The 20,112-nt window shown below is 46.2% G+C and carries 22 protein-coding genes; 15 read left to right on the plus strand and 7 right to left on the minus strand.

Translation table 11 applies throughout. The annotated features are described in order from the left end of the window. Positions 1-113: 113 nt before the first annotated feature. From FIU82_RS02905 to glpG, 6 genes are all read left to right on the plus strand, one after another. Entirely contained in the window at positions 114-1,160 is a 1,047-nt protein-coding gene (locus FIU82_RS02905; protein WP_152440301.1) for a glycosyltransferase family 9 protein, read from the plus strand. Next, positions 1,157-1,702, plus strand: coding sequence for a D-glycero-beta-D-manno-heptose 1,7-bisphosphate 7-phosphatase (gene gmhB / locus FIU82_RS02910; RefSeq protein WP_152440302.1), 546 nt, complete (start codon positions 1,157-1,159; stop codon positions 1,700-1,702). The genes FIU82_RS02905 and gmhB overlap by 4 nt, the downstream gene beginning before the upstream one ends. A gap of 173 nt (positions 1,703-1,875) precedes the next feature. Further along, positions 1,876-3,072 (plus strand): glycine C-acetyltransferase, encoded by a 1,197-nt coding sequence (locus FIU82_RS02915; RefSeq protein ID WP_022946487.1) that lies wholly within the window; start codon positions 1,876-1,878, stop codon positions 3,070-3,072. A 10-nt stretch (positions 3,073-3,082) separates the two neighbouring features. Continuing rightward, positions 3,083-4,108 carry an L-threonine 3-dehydrogenase gene (gene tdh / locus FIU82_RS02920; RefSeq protein WP_022946486.1) on the plus strand — a complete coding sequence of 342 codons (1,026 nt, stop codon included), beginning with the start codon at positions 3,083-3,085 and terminating at the stop codon, positions 4,106-4,108. A gap of 56 nt (positions 4,109-4,164) precedes the next feature. Then, on the plus strand, positions 4,165-4,482 hold the full coding sequence (gene glpE, locus FIU82_RS02925; RefSeq protein ID WP_022946485.1) for a thiosulfate sulfurtransferase GlpE: 318 nt from the start codon (positions 4,165-4,167) through the stop codon (positions 4,480-4,482). Next, positions 4,479-5,300 carry a rhomboid family intramembrane serine protease GlpG gene (gene glpG / locus FIU82_RS02930; protein ID WP_022946484.1) on the plus strand — a complete coding sequence of 274 codons (822 nt, stop codon included), beginning with the start codon at positions 4,479-4,481 and terminating at the stop codon, positions 5,298-5,300. Before glpE ends, glpG begins: the two co-directional genes overlap by 4 nt. A gap of 24 nt (positions 5,301-5,324) precedes the next feature. On the opposite strand, the gene FIU82_RS02935 is transcribed toward glpG, so the two are convergent. After that, positions 5,325-5,675, minus strand: coding sequence for a flagellar basal body-associated protein FliL (locus tag FIU82_RS02935; RefSeq protein WP_231658170.1), 351 nt, complete (start codon positions 5,673-5,675; stop codon positions 5,325-5,327). A 212-nt stretch (positions 5,676-5,887) separates the two neighbouring features. On the opposite strand from FIU82_RS02935, the gene FIU82_RS02940 reads away from it, so the two are divergent. Together FIU82_RS02940 and ubiA are read left to right on the plus strand one after the other, a co-directional pair. Further along, positions 5,888-6,430 (plus strand): chorismate lyase, encoded by a 543-nt coding sequence (locus FIU82_RS02940; RefSeq protein WP_022946482.1) that lies wholly within the window; start codon positions 5,888-5,890, stop codon positions 6,428-6,430. Beyond that, positions 6,427-7,296, plus strand: coding sequence for a 4-hydroxybenzoate octaprenyltransferase (ubiA, locus tag FIU82_RS02945; protein ID WP_152440303.1), 870 nt, complete (start codon positions 6,427-6,429; stop codon positions 7,294-7,296). The genes FIU82_RS02940 and ubiA overlap by 4 nt, the downstream gene beginning before the upstream one ends. Here the strand turns inward: ubiA and FIU82_RS02950 are convergent. The 4 genes from FIU82_RS02950 to FIU82_RS02965 form a co-directional block, all read right to left on the minus strand. Further along, positions 7,293-7,913 carry a 2OG-Fe(II) oxygenase gene (locus tag FIU82_RS02950; RefSeq protein ID WP_152440304.1) on the minus strand — a complete coding sequence of 207 codons (621 nt, stop codon included), beginning with the start codon at positions 7,911-7,913 and terminating at the stop codon, positions 7,293-7,295. The two genes, ubiA and FIU82_RS02950, sit on opposite strands and share 4 nt — an antisense overlap. A 212-nt stretch (positions 7,914-8,125) precedes the next feature. After that, positions 8,126-9,013, minus strand: coding sequence for a LysR family transcriptional regulator (locus FIU82_RS02955; protein WP_022946479.1), 888 nt, complete (start codon positions 9,011-9,013; stop codon positions 8,126-8,128). Between the two features lie 141 nt (positions 9,014-9,154). Further along, complete coding sequence (locus tag FIU82_RS02960; RefSeq protein WP_152440305.1) at positions 9,155-10,681, minus strand: DUF3369 domain-containing protein; 1,527 nt, start codon at positions 10,679-10,681, stop codon at positions 9,155-9,157. Between the two features lie 48 nt (positions 10,682-10,729). Beyond that, positions 10,730-11,134, minus strand: coding sequence for a DUF2721 domain-containing protein (locus FIU82_RS02965; protein WP_152441450.1), 405 nt, complete (start codon positions 11,132-11,134; stop codon positions 10,730-10,732). 203 nt (positions 11,135-11,337) lie between these two features. On the opposite strand from FIU82_RS02965, the gene FIU82_RS02970 reads away from it, so the two are divergent. Genes FIU82_RS02970 through FIU82_RS02980 form a run of 3 tightly spaced genes read left to right on the plus strand, consistent with a single transcriptional unit; the run spans position 11,338 to position 13,677 of the window. After that, a complete protein-coding gene (locus FIU82_RS02970) occupies positions 11,338-12,774 on the plus strand; it encodes a hypothetical protein (protein WP_152440306.1) in 1,437 nt (478 codons plus the stop codon). After that, positions 12,774-13,103: a DUF2007 domain-containing protein gene (locus FIU82_RS02975; protein ID WP_152440307.1), complete on the plus strand. Its 330-nt coding sequence runs from the start codon at positions 12,774-12,776 to the stop codon at positions 13,101-13,103. The genes FIU82_RS02970 and FIU82_RS02975 overlap by 1 nt, the downstream gene beginning before the upstream one ends. Further along, positions 13,087-13,677 (plus strand): YjaG family protein, encoded by a 591-nt coding sequence (locus tag FIU82_RS02980; RefSeq protein WP_152440308.1) that lies wholly within the window; start codon positions 13,087-13,089, stop codon positions 13,675-13,677. Before FIU82_RS02975 ends, FIU82_RS02980 begins: the two co-directional genes overlap by 17 nt. Positions 13,678-13,691: 14 nt before the next feature. Here the strand turns inward: FIU82_RS02980 and rsmD are convergent, their stop codons facing one another. Then, positions 13,692-14,294 (minus strand): 16S rRNA (guanine(966)-N(2))-methyltransferase RsmD, encoded by a 603-nt coding sequence (gene rsmD / locus FIU82_RS02985; protein WP_138509550.1) that lies wholly within the window; start codon positions 14,292-14,294, stop codon positions 13,692-13,694. A gap of 138 nt (positions 14,295-14,432) precedes the next feature. Between rsmD and ftsY the strand changes: the two genes are divergently transcribed. From ftsY to rpoH, 4 genes are all read left to right on the plus strand, one after another. Continuing rightward, positions 14,433-16,025: a signal recognition particle-docking protein FtsY gene (gene ftsY / locus FIU82_RS02990; RefSeq protein WP_152440309.1), complete on the plus strand. Its 1,593-nt coding sequence runs from the start codon at positions 14,433-14,435 to the stop codon at positions 16,023-16,025. Positions 16,026-16,052: 27 nt separating this feature from the next. Further along, positions 16,053-16,733 carry a cell division ATP-binding protein FtsE gene (gene ftsE, locus FIU82_RS02995; RefSeq protein ID WP_022946369.1) on the plus strand — a complete coding sequence of 227 codons (681 nt, stop codon included), beginning with the start codon at positions 16,053-16,055 and terminating at the stop codon, positions 16,731-16,733. Next, the gene (gene ftsX / locus FIU82_RS03000) at positions 16,730-17,716 is read left to right on the plus strand and encodes a permease-like cell division protein FtsX (protein WP_138588391.1); all 987 of its coding nucleotides are present in this window, start codon (positions 16,730-16,732) and stop codon (positions 17,714-17,716) included. Before ftsE ends, ftsX begins: the two co-directional genes overlap by 4 nt. A gap of 331 nt (positions 17,717-18,047) precedes the next feature. Continuing rightward, the gene (rpoH, locus tag FIU82_RS03005) at positions 18,048-18,911 is read left to right on the plus strand and encodes an RNA polymerase sigma factor RpoH (protein ID WP_138547946.1); all 864 of its coding nucleotides are present in this window, start codon (positions 18,048-18,050) and stop codon (positions 18,909-18,911) included. Positions 18,912-19,013: 102 nt separating this feature from the next. Here the strand turns inward: rpoH and ispB are convergent, their stop codons facing one another. After that, the gene (gene ispB, locus FIU82_RS03010) at positions 19,014-19,985 is read right to left on the minus strand and encodes an octaprenyl diphosphate synthase (RefSeq protein ID WP_152440310.1); all 972 of its coding nucleotides are present in this window, start codon (positions 19,983-19,985) and stop codon (positions 19,014-19,016) included. Positions 19,986-20,112: the final 127 nt, after the last annotated feature.

A 20,112-nucleotide genomic window follows, 5' to 3' on the forward strand; every position in this document is an offset into this window, starting at 1 on the left:
AATAATGGCGCTAGTGTAGCTGCTTTTGGAGTCAGGTTAAACCGCTTCACGCTTGCATTGCGCTGGGGTTGCTTTACCATTTGCCAAGATTTATTGCTACTAGGAAATACCGCGTGCCATTAGAGTCCGTGCAATCTATTTGTATCCTTCGTTTGTCTGCGATTGGCGATGTGTGTCATGCCGTCAGTGCCGTGCAGGCTATTCAGAAAGTGCACCCCAATGCCAAAATTACCTGGGTGATTGGCAAGGTTGAGGCCATGCTATTGCAAGGGTTACCTGGGGTCGAGTTGGTGGTGTTTGATAAAAAGCAGGGACGGGCGGCCTTGAAAGCTTTAAAGCAACGCTTCAAAGGCCAGCGCTTTGACGTGTTACTGAACATGCAGGTGGCTTTTAGGGCGGGCTTGGTTAGCCGTTGTATTCCAGCTAAGGTGAAAATCGGTTTTGATAAAGCACGCTCAAAAGAGCTGCACAGCCTATTTATTAATAAACGCATCGACGCTAAGAGTGAACCTCATGTGCTCGAAGGCTTTATGCAATTTGCCGAGCAATTAGGGGTGCAAGATTTTACCCCGCACTGGCAGTTGCCGTTGAGCGGGGCAGATAAAGCCAAAGCAGTTGAGTTGGTGGGCGACAATGGCGATCCGTTATTGGTGATCAGCCCTGCGGCAAGTAAAGCGGAGCGTAATTGGCTACCCGAGCGTTATGCTGCTGTTGCCAAGTATGCGGCGAGTAAAGGTTTCAAGGTAGCACTCACCGGCGGCCCGACCGACATGGAGCGCGCTTTAGCCGCTGATATTATCAGCCAATGCGATTTTGAGGTGAAGAATTTGGTGGGGCAAACTTCGCTTAAAGAGCTGACCTGCGTGTTGGCTTTGGCCACTGTGGTACTGGCTCCCGATACCGGTCCGGCGCATATGGCAACGACCCAAGGCACACCCGTTATTGGCTTATATGCGCACTCAAACCCGAAACGCACTGGCCCCTATCTGTCGCAGCAGTACGTAGTGGAAAGCTATTTTGACGCAGTTAAAGATCAATATGGTAAACCCGCAGAGCAGCTGCCCTGGGGCACGCGGGTCAAAGGTGAGCTAATGCATCGCATTAGCGTTGAAGCGGTGACTGCAATGTTTGATAAAGTTGTACATGAGCATCGGTTATGAGTAATAAAGCCGTTTTTTTAGACCGCGATGGCGTTATTAATGTCGACCATGCCTATGTCCACAAACCCGAAGACTTTGAATTTATTGATGGCGTATTTGCCGCCTGTCGCAGTTTTCAACAGCGTGGCTATCGACTGATAATTGTCACGAATCAATCGGGTATTGCCCGTGGCTATTACAGCGAACAACAATTTGCTGAACTTACTACCTGGATGAAAGAGCAGTTTTTACAGCACGATGTGCGCATTGATGAGGTGTATTACTGTCCTCATCACCCCACTAAGGGGATAGGCGACTACCGCCAGCAGTGTGGCTGTCGTAAGCCTGAACCGGGCATGTTGCAACGCGGCATTGCTGCGTTTAACCTCGACCCCGAGCACTGTGTCATGGTCGGTGACAAACATGGCGATATCCAAGCTGCACAGCGCTGTGGCATTGGCACTAAAGTGTTGGTGCGTAGCGGCCAAAAGTTTGACCAAAAGGCGCAAAGTGATGCCGATTACACCTGCGACGCGCTCGCTGATGTGCCTGCACTGCTGTGAGGGAATCTTTACATCCGGGATGGGTTACCACGCTGTGCTGTGGTCCAACCGCGTGTACAAACAATGCAATTGTACGTGTAACCTTTTACAATACCCCTAACTTTGTTTAACAAGCGAACCTACCCACGTCTTTGACGTAGCATGGGTCCCCCGTTCAAGTATTGGAGAAATCTATGAGAGCCTCTGCGTTTTATACTCAACTGCAAGCGCAAATCGAGCAAGTCAAAGCCGATGGCCTATACAAAAGCGAGCGCATTATTACCTCGCAGCAACAGGCTGAAATTGACGTTGCCAGCGGCGATAAAGTGATTAACTTTTGTGCCAATAACTACCTTGGTTTAGCGAATCATCCAGAGCTTATTAAAGCAGCGCAACAAGGCTTGAACGACCATGGTTTCGGTGTTGCTTCCGTGCGTTTTATCTGTGGTACGCAAGACATTCATAAAACCCTTGAAAGCAAAATCAGTGACTTTTTACAAACCGAAGACACCATTCTTTACTCTTCTTGTTTTGACGCTAATGCGGGTCTTTTTGAGACTATTCTTGGCCCTGAAGACGCCATTATTTCCGATGCCCTAAACCATGCCTCAATTATCGACGGTGTGCGTCTATGTAAAGCAAAGCGTTTCCGCTATGCCAACAATGATATGGCCGACCTTGAGCAGCAACTGATTGCCGCTGATGAAGCAGGCGCTAAAACCAAGCTGATCGCCACTGACGGCGTGTTCTCGATGGATGGCGTGATTTGTAACCTTGAAGCGCTGTGTGATTTGGCTGATAAGTACGATGCCCTCGTTATGGTCGATGACTCTCATGCTGTAGGCTTTGTTGGTGAAAATGGCCGTGGTACGCCTGAGTACTGTGGCGTGTTAGACCGTGTCGATATTATCACTGGCACCTTAGGTAAAGCCTTAGGCGGCGCATCAGGCGGTTATACCTCAGGTAAGAAAGAAATCGTCGAGTGGCTACGCCAACGCTCACGTCCTTATTTATTCTCGAACTCGCTGGCACCATCCATTGTGACTGCGTCAATAAAAGTGCTGGATATGCTGGCTGATGGCAAAGAGTTGCGCGATACTTTATGGTCCAATGCGGCTTACTTCCGTGAGCAAATGGAAGCGGCGGGTTTCACTTGTGCTGGTAAAGATCATGCCATTATTCCGGTGATGCTAGGAGATGCCAAGCTCGCTGGGCAAATGGCCGATAAACTACTGGCTGAAGGCATTTATGTCACCGGGTTCTCATTCCCAGTGGTGCCAAAAGGGCAGGCGCGTATTCGTACCCAAATCTCTGCTGCACACAGCAAAGCGCAACTCGACAAAGCCATTGATGCCTTTATTCGTATCGGCAAAGAGTTGGGCGTAATTTAGGAGCGCAGTGATGAAAGCATTATCAAAATTAAAGGCTGAAACCGGGATTTGGATGACTGATGCGCCAAAACCGGAAGTGGGCCACAACGATTTATTGATTAAAATTCGTAAAACCGCTATTTGCGGCACCGATGTGCATATATACAACTGGGATGAGTGGGCGCAAAACACCATTCCGGTGCCTATGGTGGTAGGTCATGAGTATGTCGGTGAGGTTGTCGATATGGGCCAGGAAGTACGCGGCTTTGAAGTCGGCGACCGGGTTTCTGGTGAAGGTCATATTACCTGTGGTCATTGCCGTAATTGTCGTGCCGGGCGTGTACATTTGTGTCGTAATACCACAGGTGTGGGCGTTAACCGTGAAGGCAGCTTTGCAGAATACTTGGTTATTCCGGCGTTCAATGCCTTTAAGATCCCCGATAATATCTCCGATGAGCTGGCCTCTATTTTTGACCCGTTTGGCAACGCTGTACACACTGCTTTGTCGTTCGATTTGGTCGGTGAAGATGTATTGATCACCGGCGCAGGCCCTATTGGTATTATGGCTGCAGCTGTAGCTAAGCACGTTGGCGCACGCAATGTGGTGATCACCGACATCAACGAGTACCGCCTTGATTTGGCCCGTAAGATGGGCGCCACACGGGCCGTTAACGTCAGTGAAGAAAAGCTCGAAGACGTGATGACAGAGTTGGGGATGACAGAGGGCTTTGATGTTGGCTTAGAGATGTCAGGGGTGCCGGTGGCATTCAACTCTATGCTTGATAACATGAACCATGGCGGCAAGATAGCCATGCTGGGTATTCCGCCCTCAGATATGGCTGTAGACTGGAACCAAGTTATTTTCAAAGGCTTGGTAATTAAGGGTATTTATGGCCGTGAGATGTTTGAAACCTGGTACAAAATGGCCAGCTTGATTCAGTCAGGTCTTGATATTTCCCCAGTGATCACTCATCAATTCAATATCGATGACTTTCAGCAAGGTTTCGACACGATGTTGTCGGGGCAGTCGGGTAAAGTTATCCTCGATTGGCAGTAAGTAGCCTATGAAGGCGGCTAAGCCGCCTTTTCAGTGTTTAGTAAATTTGGAGTCCCATGGCTTTTAAACATATCTCGGTGTCGCAGACACATGAATTACTAAACGACGATAATGTCGTTATTGCTGATATACGTGACCCGAACAGTTTCGCAAGCGGCCATATTCCTGGTTCCGAGCATTTGAGTAATAGTAATATCGGTGAGTTCATGCTGCATAAGGAGTATGAGCAACCTATTATTATTGTGTGTTACCACGGTATTAGCTCGCAAGGCGCTGCTGGTTACCTAGCTGAGCAAGGGTTTGATGACGTATACAGTATGGATGGCGGCTTTGACGCCTGGGCGAAGCAATTTCCACAGTCGGTTGAAAAATGATTGAACTAGGGAGCACTAATAACGTGCGTGCTGCTCAAGGGTTTATTGATTACCTGAGTACTCAAGGGCTGCATGGCGAGCTCAAACCTGCACAGCAGGGGCATGTAATTATTGCTGTTGATCCGGAGCATTTTCATGCTGTTCAGCCGTTATGGAATGAGTTTAAAACAGAGCCGAATCATCCGCGATACAGTGATGCCGCATGGCAAAGCGGGCGCACCGATTCAGGCTTGGTTTACAGCGGCAATAAGCTTAATTTGTGGCAACGCTTCAACGGGCTAAGTTTATTGGTTAAAAGCGTCAGTATTATCAGTGTGATTATCTATGCGCTGTTTTTATTGGGCCAGTTTAGCCATATATTCCCACTGTTACAGTTTAAAGCATCGCAGCCGCTCTCTTGGATAACGCCAGCAGTCGTTCATTTCTCTGCAATTCATTTGATATTTAATGTGCTGTGGTGGTTGACGTTAGGGCCCGCTATCGAACGCCAGACATCGAAACTCACTTTATTGAGTGTATTTTTACTTGGCTCTTTGGCCAGCGCGTGGGCGCAATATACTATGGTCGGCCCTAATTTCGGTGGTCTCTCAGGTGTTGTGTATGCGCAGGTAGGGTTTTGTTGGATTTATCCTTTGCTAGCGAAAACTAAACCGATGATGACCAAGGCGATGATTGGTTTTCTGCTACTGTGGCTAGTTTTTGGTTTTACCGATACTTTCTTTATGCCTATGGCCAACTGGGCGCATTTAGGCGGTTTAGTCAGCGGTATCGTGTTAGCGCTGGTGATGGCCTTTGGAAGTAATAAAAAAGCGGCTTAAGCCGCTTTTTTATTACTCGTGATGTTAGTGATAAAGGTATTTGGTAAACAGTACATCGCGAATAATATCTTTACCGGTTTCCTGCTTTAGTAAGGTTTTAAGCCGTTCGATGCATTTCTGTCTTATCTCTTCGCGGCCCGTTAAACTTTTGATTTTATCCTCTGGCTCTTGCGATAAGATTTCAACAATGGCGTCACGCAGCAGTGGCATGTGATGTTCAACCACTGAAATATTGCCAACATCTTCTAACATCAGATCGACAGTCACTCGCACATAGCCGAGCTTCTTACTTGATTGGCTAATGTAGTTCGCAACGATATCAGGCTCAAAGCCATAATAACCAACATCTCCCGCCGCCTTTGCGGGGCTGAACATGAGCAGAGTAAAGGCACTGACAAGTAATAGTTTGAGCGCTCGAGGCATAATAATTAGTGTGCTAGTTTTCATCAAGTTATCCATATTTTAGCGCGCTTAGCGATTTATCGTCCAGATTTATTAGTAAAGGGGTTACTGTGCTCTGTGAGAGCTTTTGCCATTAGTGTAGCAGTGGTATGATCGAAGCAATAGTCGAATCAAGGTAGTATGTTTTGCCTGCACACCCTATACCTCTTCGCGCGCAGTGGATAAGCATCGAGCACGCTAAGGTGACTGACACACTAGCCGATTGGCTACTGGAGTCTGGCTCGCTAACGAAGCGTTTAAAGTCACAGTGCCAACAATTTGCGGTGGAAGTTCTAAGTGAAAAAGTGGTAGCCAGTCGCTTTTGCGACCACGCTATTTTCAAGCCCCCCGGTACGAATGTGCGTGTGCGTGAAGTGTTGCTGTTTTGCGATAATGAACCTATGGTCTATGCGCAAACTTGGCTTCCTGAACAGCAGTCGCAGCAAGGGGTTGATTTAGCCCATTTGGGCAATAATCCATTGGGCGAAGTGATTTTCCAAGACCCGCAAATCCAACGAGTAGGTATGGAGGTGGCTGATTTCGCTCACAATCAGAGTCTGGCTGAGCTTACACACTCGTTAAAGCTGCCTGGTGGGCCGCTATGGGGACGCCGTAGTTGCTTCAATTTAACGAACCAACAAATAATGGTGTGCGAGATATTTTTACCCGGAGCCTATCCTTACCTATGAAACTAGCACCACTTAAGGCGATGCATTGGCCTTACTATAAGCAATTGATGCGTATTGATAAGCCTATCGGCACCTTGCTACTGCTGTGGCCCACTTTTTGGGCTTTGTGGCTTGCTGGTGCAGATTGGCCGCCGGTGAGTCTCGCGGTAATTTTTGCCTTGGGGGTGTTCGTTATGCGTAGCGCAGGGTGCGTGATCAATGACTTTGCTGATCGTAATGTTGATGGTGCGGTGCAGCGCACTCAACAGCGCCCTCTGGCAGCAGGAACCGTGAGTGCCGGTGAGGCGCTGAGCTTATTCGCTTTGCTGGTGGTTATGGCTTTTGCGTTAGTGCTATTACTTAACTGGCAGACGATATTACTGTCATTTGGGGCGCTTGCCTTGGCTGCGTGTTATCCCTTTATGAAACGTTATACCCATTTACCCCAAGTGGTGTTAGGAGCTGCGTTTAGCTGGGCAATTCCAATGGCTTACATGGCCACTATCGAAGCGCTGCCGATATATGCATGGTTACTGTTTTTCGCCAATGTAGTGTGGACTGTAGCGTATGACACCTTATATGCGATGGTGGATAGGGATGATGATGTTAAAATAGGTATCAAATCTACCGCTATTTTATTTGGTCGTTACGACCTTCTGGCGGTGGCTTTATTGGATGCCACCTTTATTGCACTGTTGGCCTATATCGGCTTGGATATGCAACTATTTTGGCCATTTTGGCTTGGTCTCAGCATTGCGACTATGTTGTTGGTGCGACAGCTATACTTATGTCGCCACCGAGAGCGAGCCGCGTGTTTCAATGCATTTTTGAATAACCACTATGTCGGCCTAGCCATTTTTATTGGTATTGCCGTTAGCTTGCTTTAATTCGGCGGGTCAACAAAGCCGGCGACAGAATTATTCTTGCGAAACCAGCCAGCGATAGAGAAGCGCGACTGCTTTGCTGGCAATACCTCATGCATAAATAGCTCACTTTCAAACACAACCAGTGTGCCACAGCGGGGAGCTACGCGCCGGGCAACTAATTTGGAGCGCGGTTGATAGATCACTAACTCGCCTCCCTCATCAGGGGTGTTTAGGTAGCAAACCGTAGTAAATACACGGTTCGAGCGCCCCTTAAAAGCATCGTAATGCTTTTTATAGAAGTCCCCAGGCTGATAGTGGGCAAAGTGGCATTCATAATCGAACAGGCCAAGGAAAAAGTGTCGGTTAATGTGCAGGCGCAATGCTTCCATTAAAGCTATGTAGTCTTGCTCTGCTTGTGAGTGTCCGCTAAACCACAAAGTTTTGTCTTTTCTTATTTGCTCGTTATGTTGAAACTCTTGGCGGCGGCCAATTCCAGCCGGTGAAAAGGCATCGTATTGTTGTTGCGCTGTATTCAGGAGCTGGCTGGTTAAAGAGCTCGGTAATGCCTGTTCAATCACAGCATAACCGTGCTGATGCACATCATCGATGATCTGTGCAAATAATGGTTCTTGATTCACATGAGGAAATTCAAGTTAAAAGGTGGCTTAGTATACCCTCGAAATGACAAAGCACTACTGTTTATTGGTGTAAATGTGGGCACATTGATAGATAAGCCTCGCCCGCCTAGTCTTAGCTGCTATTTTTTTAATGGCTTGCCACTTAGGAGTAGTAGTAATACTCGCCCAAGTTTGAGCGAGTAGGTAGGTGTTTACTTAGAGGCTGCGAAGAGTTAAGCACTCAAGTGCCGAGCGCTGGCAACTTGTTCAATCACATCTAATAGTTGAATAATGTGCTGTTGTTGCTCCAATTGCTCTTGGGTTTTGACGATTAAACGCGAGTGCGCTTCATCACTGGCTTGTAGGCATATAAGGTCATCGTGGTTGTTGATGGCATTTGTATGTTCAATGCCGCCAATGGCAATGCTTTGCCCGTTGGTCACCGCGTTAATCACCTCTTCTAGGCTACCTAAACGCAGGCCATTGCCCTTGCGCAGTACGTCGGCAGCCTCTTTTATCATGCTTTGCACATGTTGGCTTTGCGAAAAACAACCAAACAGTGGGTAGGCATCAAGGTCATGTAAGGTGACGCTGGCTTTGTGTGCTAAAGGGTGGTTGCGACTTGCAAAGAGTACGAGCTGATCCGGTAGATGGATATCGCTCCCACCGAGGCAGGCGTTTTCTTCACTGACAAAAATATCAATTTCGCCTCGTTTCAGGCGAGAATGTAGCTCTTGCTGATCTTGTAGCTGCATCTCGATTTTCACTTCAGGGTGCTGTGCCATAAACTGACCGCAAGACATGGGCACAATGGAGCTTGCTGAGCTGGTATAGCCAATTACAACACGGTTTTCACTTTTGCCACTGAGTTTGTCGAGTAATTGTTTGGTACGTGCATATTCATCCAGGGTATTTTGGCAAAAACGTAAAAAAACTTCGCCTTCCTTCGTTAATATGACTGAGCGTGTAGAGCGTGATACTAGTTGATGACCAACTTCCTCTTCCAAAGTTTGAATGCTTCGTGTTAATGCGGAGGTACTAATGTTGGTTTTTTCTGCCGCTTGGCGAAAATGGCGCAAAGAGCCAAGGGCGAGGAATTGTTTAAGTTGTTCGAATCTCACTTTTAATTCCTTTTAAGTAAGTTATTAGGTGTATGGATTGGGGTTAATCCTCCTCAATACTAGTACATTGTACCTGAAATAAAAAGATGTCTTTTGTAACAAATTTTTCAAGTTCATCGTGGGGTTAATTAATAATAATCATTAGTCAGGGTAGCGGTTTTTTATAGCAATGAATTCATCAATATTTTTGATCATTAATTCGACTAAAGTCGGGTCGAAATGATGCCCTTTTTGTTGTTCTATAAAGTCTATTATATCCTCCATAGGCCAAGCCTTTTTATAACAGCGTTCGCTCCCTAATGCGTCAAATACGTCTGCCAGAGCCGTAATTCTGCCAACAATGTGAATGGCCTCTTTGGCAAGGCCTTTAGGGTATCCAAAGCCATCCCATTTTTCATGGTGTTGGCCAGCGATTATTGCACCACATTGTAAAATTTCGTTACTGGATCTGTGGAGTATTTCGTAACCCACTTGTGCATGTTGTTGCATTATTTCCCATTCTTGATCATTGAGCTTTCCGGGCTTATTTAAAATATGATCCGGGATGCTTATTTTGCCAATATCATGTAACGGCGATGCCAGTTTAAGTACTTCAGCTTGATAATCACTTAAGCCATAAAGTGTTGCCAATAGATAACTGTAATTAGCCACCCTTTTTACATGAGAACCGGTCTCTTTCGAGCGTTTTTCCACGGCTTCACCGAGAATATACGACAGCTCTTTTTGCGACTCTCTTACCGTTTCCCGTAATTTTAAGTTGTTGTAAGCCAGCGCCACGTTATTGGCGAAAAACTCTAGTAATTGGTGTTCATGAGTATTCAAGTGGGCGCCGCGATCTACATATAGCATGGTCTCCATGCCATTTTGACCTGGGAAGTAACCGACATAGTTACTATCATTTTTTATTGAACGTTTGCGCTGGTGAGCACTGTGGAAATCTTGGCGCACATTGTGTGGCAGTTTACTAATGTCTGACTCGGGAGGGTGTCCTGAAGCCGCGAGCAATTTAAACTCAGTATCTTCTTGGTTGCTGCTGTAGGTCACCGCAGCACAGTATAGCTCGGCATCTTCTAAGCCCAGTATATGGGAAATGTTATTGAGCACAACGGACGCAAATTGGTGGATGCTGTCGCACTTGAGAAACACCGTAGAGGCGTTGATGATGCGTTCTAACCCTTGTTTCTGGCGGTTAATTAATTGAATATCGCGATATCCGCGCAGCGCCGAATAAACCAACGTTTTGAGTTTTATAGCGGTAAGCTCAGTTTTATTTTTGTAATCGTTAATGTCGTAGTCGCGGATAATCGACTCTTCGGGAGCTTCTCCTGGTTGCCCAGTGCGTAAAATAAGACGGATATCATGGTTATCAATTTGCTCGCGAATATGCTTTATGAGCATCAATCCGGCGTGATTGGTTTCCATAACCACATCGACTAGCGCAACAGCGAAAGTGCTATCTTGTTCCAGTAATTCGATAGCTTCTTGTGCTGAATAGACGTGTGTTAATTCTACATAGCGATGCTCGAACTCAAAGTTAGAAAGCACTAACCGAGTGACATGGTGAATATCTTGGTCGTCATCAACAACAAGTACACGCCAAGGCGGTAAACTAGTTTCTGTTGTTTGTGTTTCTGCGTCATCGACTTCGGAAAAAAGATACTCACTCACACTGGGTTCCACCATTTCAGGTCAATGTAACCTGAGTATAGGTGAGTTTTATTTCTCTGGTGAGTGAGAATGTTTTCCTATGCTTTCTAATTCAATGGCAATCGCATCACAGGAAATATGTATTTCGTAAAGAGAGGTGAGCAAAGAGACCATGAGTGCCACTAAGCTTATGCCAAATAAGGCCGTGCCTAGAGGGGTAAACTCAACAAATAACGCAAACATCGCTAGGGTACACAGTAAGAACGACGCCACCCCCCAAAATTGCATACTGCGGATAAGTCGAATTCGCCTCTTTAAGTTTAATATTTGCTCAATCACGAAGGGCCGGATTTGCTCGCCTTCGCGGGCATTAAGTTCGCGGATCAGTTGTGCCAGTACGAGAAAACGATTGGTATAGGCTAACAGGAGAAGAGAAATCGCTGGAAAAAGCAGTGCAGGGGTGGTTAATGTCATCATTTTTTCCAATTTTTATGTGTATAATTAGGGAATGTTAACTATGGGCTAGACATTTTTACAAATAACGGGCTTAATGTTAACAATTTGCCGCTCGCCAATTCAAAAGCTAAGGCAAAAGACAAGATTAATCAAGAATATGCGTATGCGTAGAGGGCTCGTGTCGGTGATACGGTGCCGCACGTTGATGCAAAGGGGGAGAGATGGCTATCAACAGTGGTGAATACCATCACAATGAAGTAACGGATAAATTAGCAAGTGACTTCGCACAACGTTGTGCTGATTTGTTCAATGTTGAGCCAGAGCAGTTAAATCAAGCCTTGGCGGCTTCATCCAGTGATCAACAAGTAAACCAACTTGCCGCGCAATTAAGTCAGCAGCTGAGCATCGCTCTCGTTGCAGCGCAGCTGGGTCGTGGTGGAGATAGTGCAGAGCTAGACGAGTTGCGTAACGAACTCAGTGCTATTAAAGAGCGCTATGCCAAACAGAATCGTCAGTTACTAGAGGCGCAGCAAGAAAATGCGCAGTATGCCGATGAGCATGTTCAACTTAAGCAAAAACAACATGAACTGGCGGCATTGAAGCATCGTTTAACGGAGCTTGAGAGCGATAATTACAATTCGCAAAGTGAGCGCCAAGAGTTACTGGATGCCGTAACAGCGTTGCGAGAGGAAAAAACACGGTTGGAGCAAGACAACCAATCGTTGAAGCAGGCGCTTGAGAGCCAACGTCAAAGCAATATGGCGTGGCAAGAAAAACTGCAAGAAGTGTCTTCGCAACAGCAAGGTAACGAGCAGCTCGAACAACAGCTCACTGATCTACAAAAAGAAAATGAAGCTGTTGCAGAGCAACTGGCTCACTACGAACAGCTTGTTAGCCGTCAGAATCAGCAACTCTCGGAGCTGTCTGAAAAGCTGAATGAAACAGAGCAGCAAGGTGAAAATCACCAGCTTACTGTTGAGCGCTTACAGCAACTAGGTGAGCAGCTACGTGAACAGCTCAGTGAGGAGCAAGCTGCGGTTGCTCAACATAAGGAAGAAAACCAACAACTCATCGAGCGTTTAGAGCGCCAAGATGCGAGTAGCGGCGATATGGCTCAGCAAATTGAGCAGTCGCAGCAGAAAATCGAGCAACTTACGGCACAGCTGGGCACCATTGATGAGTTAAAGGAGCAAATGCAAGCGCAAAGCGAGCAGCATGAGCAAGCTCTGCAAGAACAAGCGCAACAGCAACAAGCTCAATTTGAACAGCAGCAGCAACAGTGGCAAGCGCGGTTAGAGGAATTAGAGCAGGGCTTAGCTGAGAAGCAGTCGCAAACCGAAGAGCTGGATCAACAGAAGCAATCGCTTGCTGAAGAGCTTGAGCAACATAAAGTTCGTTGTGAGCAAGAAGAGCAAGAAATTGAAGAGCTGAAGAAGCAAATTCAAGAGCTGACCAACCGCCATCGCGATGAGCGAGAGCGTAATGAGAGCTTGCGTTCACGTATTGATAATGATTCACGACAAGCTCGCCAAGCTTTTGATAGCTTACGTTCTGAGCACATCGAACTCAAAGATGAGCTAGAGCAAGCACAAGAGAAAATGATGGAATACAAACTGAAATTTGACTACGCCCAGAAGCAGCTGCAAAGCGATTCGTAGTGGATTTCAAGTGGGTTAAGGTCTTCGACGCTGAACACGGCGTCGAGGCCAATATCATTAAAGGTCGCCTACAACATGCTGGTATAGAAAGTCGTTTGACCGGCGAGGCTCTGCAAGGGGCCTTGGGAGAGATCCCTTTCATTGAGGCTGGCGTTGCTGTGTGGGTGTACGATATAAAACTGTCCGCCGCCCAACAAATCTTGTTAGAATATCGACAATCGAAAACATCCGCGCAGAAGTGGCAATGCCACCATTGTCAGCAGTGGAACCCTGCAAGCTTTGATCTGTGTTGGTCCTGCATGAAAGAAAAACATGAACAAGCCCAATAACTTTCAGCGTATTCGTGAGTTGAATACGGTGCAAAAAGCTGCGTTAGCGGCAGCCTTAATGGAACGTATGCTTCCTAACTACTCGCTATTCAGTGATGCACTTGAATTTGGAGATCCCGCAGTACTCAAAAATGTACTCGCTTTATGTTGGGAAAAAATTCTTTTACCAAAAAGTAAGATTAGTATCGAGAAGTTAGTCGAGAAAGTTGAGCCGAATGTGCCAGAAGTGTCTGATTTTGATGTCTTTGGTGTATATCCAGCTATCGATGCGGCAACCGCGCTGCTAACGCTTTTGCATGGGATTCAAAGTAAGGATGAGCAAGAGTACGTCAACGTATGCAAGATTGCTCAAGGTACAGTAGCACGATTGATTGAGTATCAGTTTGAGCTGGACGAGCAACCTTATCAAGCCAAAGATGTAAACCAACACCCATTAATGGAATACGAGGTTGGGGTGCTAAGTGAGTTAATTGACTTTGTCTCGGCCTTGAATCGCATTGATAAAGACAATGTTAAAGCCTTGCGCCATCTTGCTGTAGAGGATGGGCACACTAACATTGGTGTAGAAATTTAGCCCAACGCCACATATCACATGCGCTGGTATAAGCGTCCCCAAGCTTGCCCAGCGCGTTTTTCCTTTCGCAACTGCCAGTTATCAGGAGCAGTGAAGTCGGCGTTATTCGCCTCCACTTCCACATACACTAAAGCATCGTCAGCTAGCCAACCATTTTCTTCCAAGGCTTGGGCACATTTATAGGCGAGTCCCTTATTAAAAGGTGGGTCAATAAAAGCAATATCATAAGCCGCACTGCTTGGTTGAGCTAACAGAGATAACGCATCCCCTTGTTGTACACTCACGTTTAGCATGTTAAGGAGTGCCGCGTTGTCGTGTAGTTGCTGTGCTGCTTTGGGCTCCAATTCAAACAGAGTCACTTGTTTGGCAAATCGCGATTGGGCTTCAAACCCTAGACTGCCGGCACCTGCAAAGCAGTCTAATACCTGGGCATCACGAATATCCATCATGAGCCAATTAAAAACGGTTTCTTTTACGCGATCTGTGGTTGGTCTTAGGCCTTCAATATCATGTACTGGTAACTTTCTGCCTCTATGTTGACCACCAATAATGCGTATTTGCCCTGTTTTTGTTGTGCGTTTATGCGCGGGTTTTGCGGCTTTTCTATTGATGGACATGCATTTACTCACTATATGCTTTTTCCACAGGCTGGGAAAATGGTAATATAACGCACAATTATAAATAATATTTGTGGCTAACGACAGCCGCTTTAAAAGGCGAGTGCATCGCCATGACTGGAAATATGGTTTCATACAATGGCTAAAAAAAGTAAGTTTCTGTCCTGGTTTGGATTAGGTAAAAAAGAAGAGCAAGCAAAACAAGAAGAACAGGAACGCCTTGCAAAAGAGCAGGCTGAGCGTGAAGAGCAGGAACGCTTAGCGAAAGAACAAGCCGAGCGTGAAGAGCAGGAGCGTTTAGCTAAAGAACAAGCTGAACGTGAAGAGCAGGAGCGTTTAGTTAAAGAACAAGCCGAGCGTGAAGAGCAGGAGCGCCTAGCTAAAGGGCAGGCAGAACGTGAACAGCAGGAACGTTTAGCGAAAGAACAAGCAGAACGTGAACAGCAGGAGCGCCTAGCTAAAGAACAGGCAGAACGTGAAGAGCAGGAGCGCTTAGCTAAAGAACAAGCAGAGCGTGAACAGCAGGAACGTTTAGCTAAAGAACAAGCAGAACGCGAAGAGCAGGAACGCTTAGCTAAAGAACAAGCAGAACGTGAACAGCAGGAGCGTTTAGCGAAAGAACAAGCCGAGCGTGAACAGCAGGAGCGTTTAGCGAAAGAACAAGCAGAACGCGAACAGCAGGAGCGCTTAGCGAAAGAACAAGCCGAGCGTGAAGAGCAGGAGCGTTTAGCTAAAGAACAAGCAGAACGTGAACAGCAAGAACGCCTCGCCCAAGAACAGGCAGAAAAAGCGGCCGTAGTTGAGAAAAAGCCAGGATTCTTCTCACGACTCAAAAAAGGGCTATTAAAAACCAAATCAAACATCGGCTCCGGCTTTGCGTCTATATTTAGCGGCAAAAAAATTGACGATGAATTATTCGAAGAGTTAGAAACACAATTACTAACAGCCGATGTCGGTGTTGATACCACCGTGAAGTTGATTGATAGCCTTACCGATGCAGCAGATCGCAAGCAGCTCAAAGATGGCGAGGCTTTATATGAGCTACTGAAGCAAGAGATGGCAACAATGCTAGCAAGTGCTGAGCAGCCATTAAACCTTGAGGGCAAAGATGGACCGTTTGTCATACTTATGGTCGGTGTTAATGGTGTCGGTAAAACCACCACCATAGGTAAACTTGCTAAACAGTATCAACAACAAGGGAAGTCGGTAATGCTTGCCGCGGGCGATACCTTCCGTGCAGCAGCGGTAGAACAACTGCAGGTGTGGGGAGAGCGTAATGATATTCCCGTTATCGCGCAGCATACCGGAGCTGATAGCGCTTCTGTGGTCTTTGATGCTTTCCAAGCTGCAAAAGCGCGCAACGTTGATGTGCTGATTGCTGACACCGCCGGGCGCTTGCAAAATAAAGATAATCTAATGCAAGAGCTTGAAAAAATAGCGCGAGTGATGAAAAAAATAGACCCTGAAGCACCCCACGAAGTGATGTTGACCATTGATGCGGGAACAGGTCAAAATGCGATAAGCCAAGTAAAACTATTTGATCAGGCCGTTGGTTTGACCGGTATCACTTTGACTAAACTAGATGGCACGGCGAAAGGGGGAGTCATATTCGCCATAGCCGATCAGTTTAAAACACCTATTCGCTATATTGGTGTGGGTGAAAGCATCGATGACTTGCGCACTTTCAAAAGTGATGACTTTATAGAGGCGCTGTTTAGCAACGAACAATAATTACCCTAACATTGGGAAATAATAACAATGATAAAGTTCCAAGAGGTCAGTAAAACCTACCCGGGGGGGCATCGAGCCTTAGAGAAAATCAGCTTTCATATCGAAAAAGGAGAGTTGGCTTTTCTCACCGGGCACAGTGGCGCTGGTAAGAGTACGCTGCTTAAGCTTATTAGCTTAATGGAGCGCCCTTCAGCTGGTAAAGTCGCCATTAATGGCGTAGACCTCGCTGCTATCAAAGCAAAGCAAATTCCATTTGTGCGCCGCGATATAGGTATTATTTTTCAAAATCATCGACTTCTTGAACGTTACTCCGTGTTTGATAATGTCGCGTTACCGCTGATTATTGAAGGGGCACATCGCAAGCAATTAGAAAAGCGTGTCTATGCTGCGCTGGATAAAGTGGGGCTCAGTGATAAAGCCCGCTGTAATCCAACAACTCTCTCTGGGGGTGAACAACAACGGGTGGGCATAGCCCGCGCAATCGTTAACTCCCCACCTTTGCTGCTCGCGGATGAGCCCACAGGTAACTTAGACCCAGAGTTATCGATGGAAATTCTGCAATTATTTGAAGACTTCAACCGCCATGGTACTTCTGTGCTTATCGCCACTCACGATCTTGGTTTAATAGCGCGGATGAAATATCGTAGCCTGACGCTTAAAGAAGGCCGTCTGCTCAGTGATCCACTGGCTCAGGAGGCGCTCTCATGAGTCTATTATTTAAAGGTCGGGAAACTGATTATCAGCGCAAAGGCCACTCGCCCGTTGCACGCATGTACTTCGGTATTATTAATACGATTCGTCAAGGGGTGCAGAGCTTAGGAGAGATGTGGCGTACACCAACCGCATCAATGATGACAATCCTCGTACTGGGACTAAGCTTAACCTTACCTTCTACTTTGTACTTAGTCGTTAAAAATGTACAGAAAGTCAGTAGTGGCTTTGATAATGCAGCGGAGATTTCCTTATTTGTTAAAGAACAAATGTCGGAGCAACAAACACAAAGTTTGGTAAAACGTTTGGCGCTCTATAAAGAAGTTGAAGAAGTGCGCTTTATTAGCAAGCGCCAAGCGCTAAAAGAGTTTAAACAGGTGTCTGGCTTTGCTAATGCGTTAGATTATTTGGATGACAACCCTTTGCCTGATGTGGTGCTGGTCACTCCGGGTGAACGCTTCCGTAATGCAGATGCTGCTAATGCGCTACTAGATAAATTACAACAAGAGCGAGAGGTCGACTTTGGCAAGTTGGATATCGAGTGGCTGGAGCGTCTAAATGCAATTTTGAATCTTCTTAAGGAAAGCGTAATCACTATTGCCCTATTATTACTCACTTCTGTCATTCTTATTATTGGCAATACCATTCGCTTGTCTATTATTGATAAGCGCAGTGAAATTCAAGTAATGAAGTTAGTTGGTGCTACCAACGGCTTTATTCAAGCTCCATTCTTATGGACAGGCATCTGGTATGGCATTATTGGCGGCTTTGTGGCGCTAATTTGCAACCTGCTGATGATGTGGTGGTTAGAATCGGCCGTTGTGCAAGTGACCGGAATATACCAGTCGAACTTCATTCTAGAAGGGCTCGATGCGAACGAATTCCTCATTCTTATTGGCTTAGCGGTGATCTTGGGCTTTAGTGGTTCGTACTTATCTGTGCGTCGATATATCAAGGAAATTGAACCGGATAAAGTTTAATGGGCTGGCACCGCTTGTAAGCACGGTTGTTTCATCAAGTGATGCTCATAGCTTTGCTTGTGGCAAGTGCGTGAAGCGGTGCTATAGTTCACTTCTAATTCAGGGCTTCTTTGCTAGGTTGAGTTTAAAAGTTGTTGTTATTCTTTTGTCATTTTTGTGAGTTACAATTGAATATCTCAACTTATTTTCCTTTTTTATCATTAAGTTAGAGCGCATTAAGAAGATTTGTAGAACTTCTTGATATGCATAAGGTCAAAGGTTACAATGCGATTAGCACTCTCCGTTAAAGAGTGCTAAATTAAATGGACAGATTGATCACCCGAGGTGAAAAATGAGCACGAATTTAAATGCAATGGCATTAACGGTTGGCCAACAAAGCGCGAGCATCGAAGGATATTTGCAGGCTGTTAGCACCATCCCAATGCTCGAGGCCGAGGAAGAACGTCGGTTAGCGACTCGATTACAACAAGAAGGCGATCTAGAGGCTGCAAAGCAGCTGATTATGTCGCATCTGCGTTTTGTCGCCCATATTGCCAAAAGTTACAGCGGTTATGGTTTGCCACAATCAGACCTAATCCAAGAGGGTAACATTGGCCTTATGAAAGCAGTTAAACGTTTCGATCCCAGTGTGGGAGTGCGTTTGGTGTCTTTTGCCGTACACTGGATCAAAGCTGAAATCCATGAATATGTGCTTAAAAACTGGCGTATCGTAAAAGTTGCGACCACTAAAGCGCAGCGTAAACTGTTCTTTAATCTACGCAAAAACAAAAAGCGTCTAGGTTGGTTCAACCAAGAAGAGGTGGCCACAGTGGCCAGCGAGCTAGGCGTTAGTGAAAAAGAAGTACGTGAAATGGAATCACGTATGAGCGGCCAAGATATGGGCTTCGATTTAAGTGCTGACGAAGATGATAACAGTGTTGGGCAAAGCTATTCGCCAGTGCAATACTTAACTGACAACGCTTCGGATTTAGCCGAAAGTGTAGAGCAGGAGCAATGGCAAGAGCAATCTCATGCACGCTTATTCTCAGCACTGAAAACGCTGGACGATCGTTCGCAGGATATCGTTACATCGCGTTGGCTTGCAGATGAGAAAGCGACACTACAAGAGTTGGCACAAAAATATGAAGTGTCAGCAGAGCGTGTACGCCAGCTAGAAAAAACGGCGATGAAAAAGCTGCAAAATGCGATGGCATAAGTAGTTATACCGTGCTCAAAAAAGGCCAGCTTAGCTGGCCTTTTTCGATCTAAGTAATCTTTTATCAAAGCACTACTTATAGTGTGTTTTCACTTGCACCTATTAATGGTCGCGTTTGACTGCGATATTCGCTAAGGCAACAAGCGCCTCTTTCTCTGCGCTTTCAGGCAAAAAATCCAATGCCGAAATGGCTTTGTCGGCTTCTTGTTGAGCGCGCTGCATAGTGAAATCAAGCGCTTTGGTTTGTGTTAATGTTGCCAAGATATCATCGAGGTAATCTAAGCCATTTCCTTGCTCTATTGCTTCGCGTATTTGTTGTTTCTGCGCCGCTTCGCCATGCTGCATAGCATAAATTAATGGTAACGTCGGCTTACCCTCAGCTAAGTCATCACCAATGTTTTTGCCTAGCGTGTGGGCGTCGGCACTGTAATCCAACACATCATCAACGAGCTGGAAAGCCGTACCGAGGTGCATACCGTACAAGCGCATTGCCTCTTCAACGTTTGCGTCTTGCTCGGTGATCACTGCTGCTAATTGAGTGGCTGCTTCGAACAGTTTAGCGGTCTTCGAATAGATGACCTGCATATAGCTTTGTTCAGTGGTATCTGGGTCGTTACAGTTCATTAGCTGTAGAACTTCGCCCTCGGCGATAACATTGGTGGCATCGGCCAAGATATCCATGATCCGCATTTGCCCTAACCCGACCATGAGCTGAAAAGAGCGGGTATAGATAAAATCCCCCACAAGCACGCTGGCTGCGTTACCAAATTCGGCATTAGCGGTAGGCTCGCCGCGACGTAAGTCAGATTCATCTACCACGTCATCATGTAATAAGGTCGCCGTATGGATAAACTCAACGATAGTCGCTAGGGTGACATGTTTGTCGCCTTGGTAACCTAAGGCCCGGGCTGCGAGCAGCGCTAACATGGGGCGAACGCGTTTGCCGCCACTATTTACTATGTATAAACCAAGCTGGTTAACCAGTGCGACGTCAGATTGCATCTGCGCATGTATTAACTGATTGACGCTGTTCATATCGTCAGCGATAAGCGTCTGGATAGCTTTTATATCCATTTAACTCCGTGCCCACTGTCGGTTGTTCAAGGAAATGCGCGATGAATTGTACATGAATTTTTGCCATTGCTCGACACTTTCCCAGCAAAGCATCATTTTTATAAGCTTTAGCAGTAAAAATAAGCCA

This window comes from Pseudoalteromonas sp. THAF3, assembly GCF_009363775.1.
Lineage (GTDB): Bacteria > Pseudomonadota > Gammaproteobacteria > Enterobacterales > Alteromonadaceae > Pseudoalteromonas > Pseudoalteromonas ruthenica.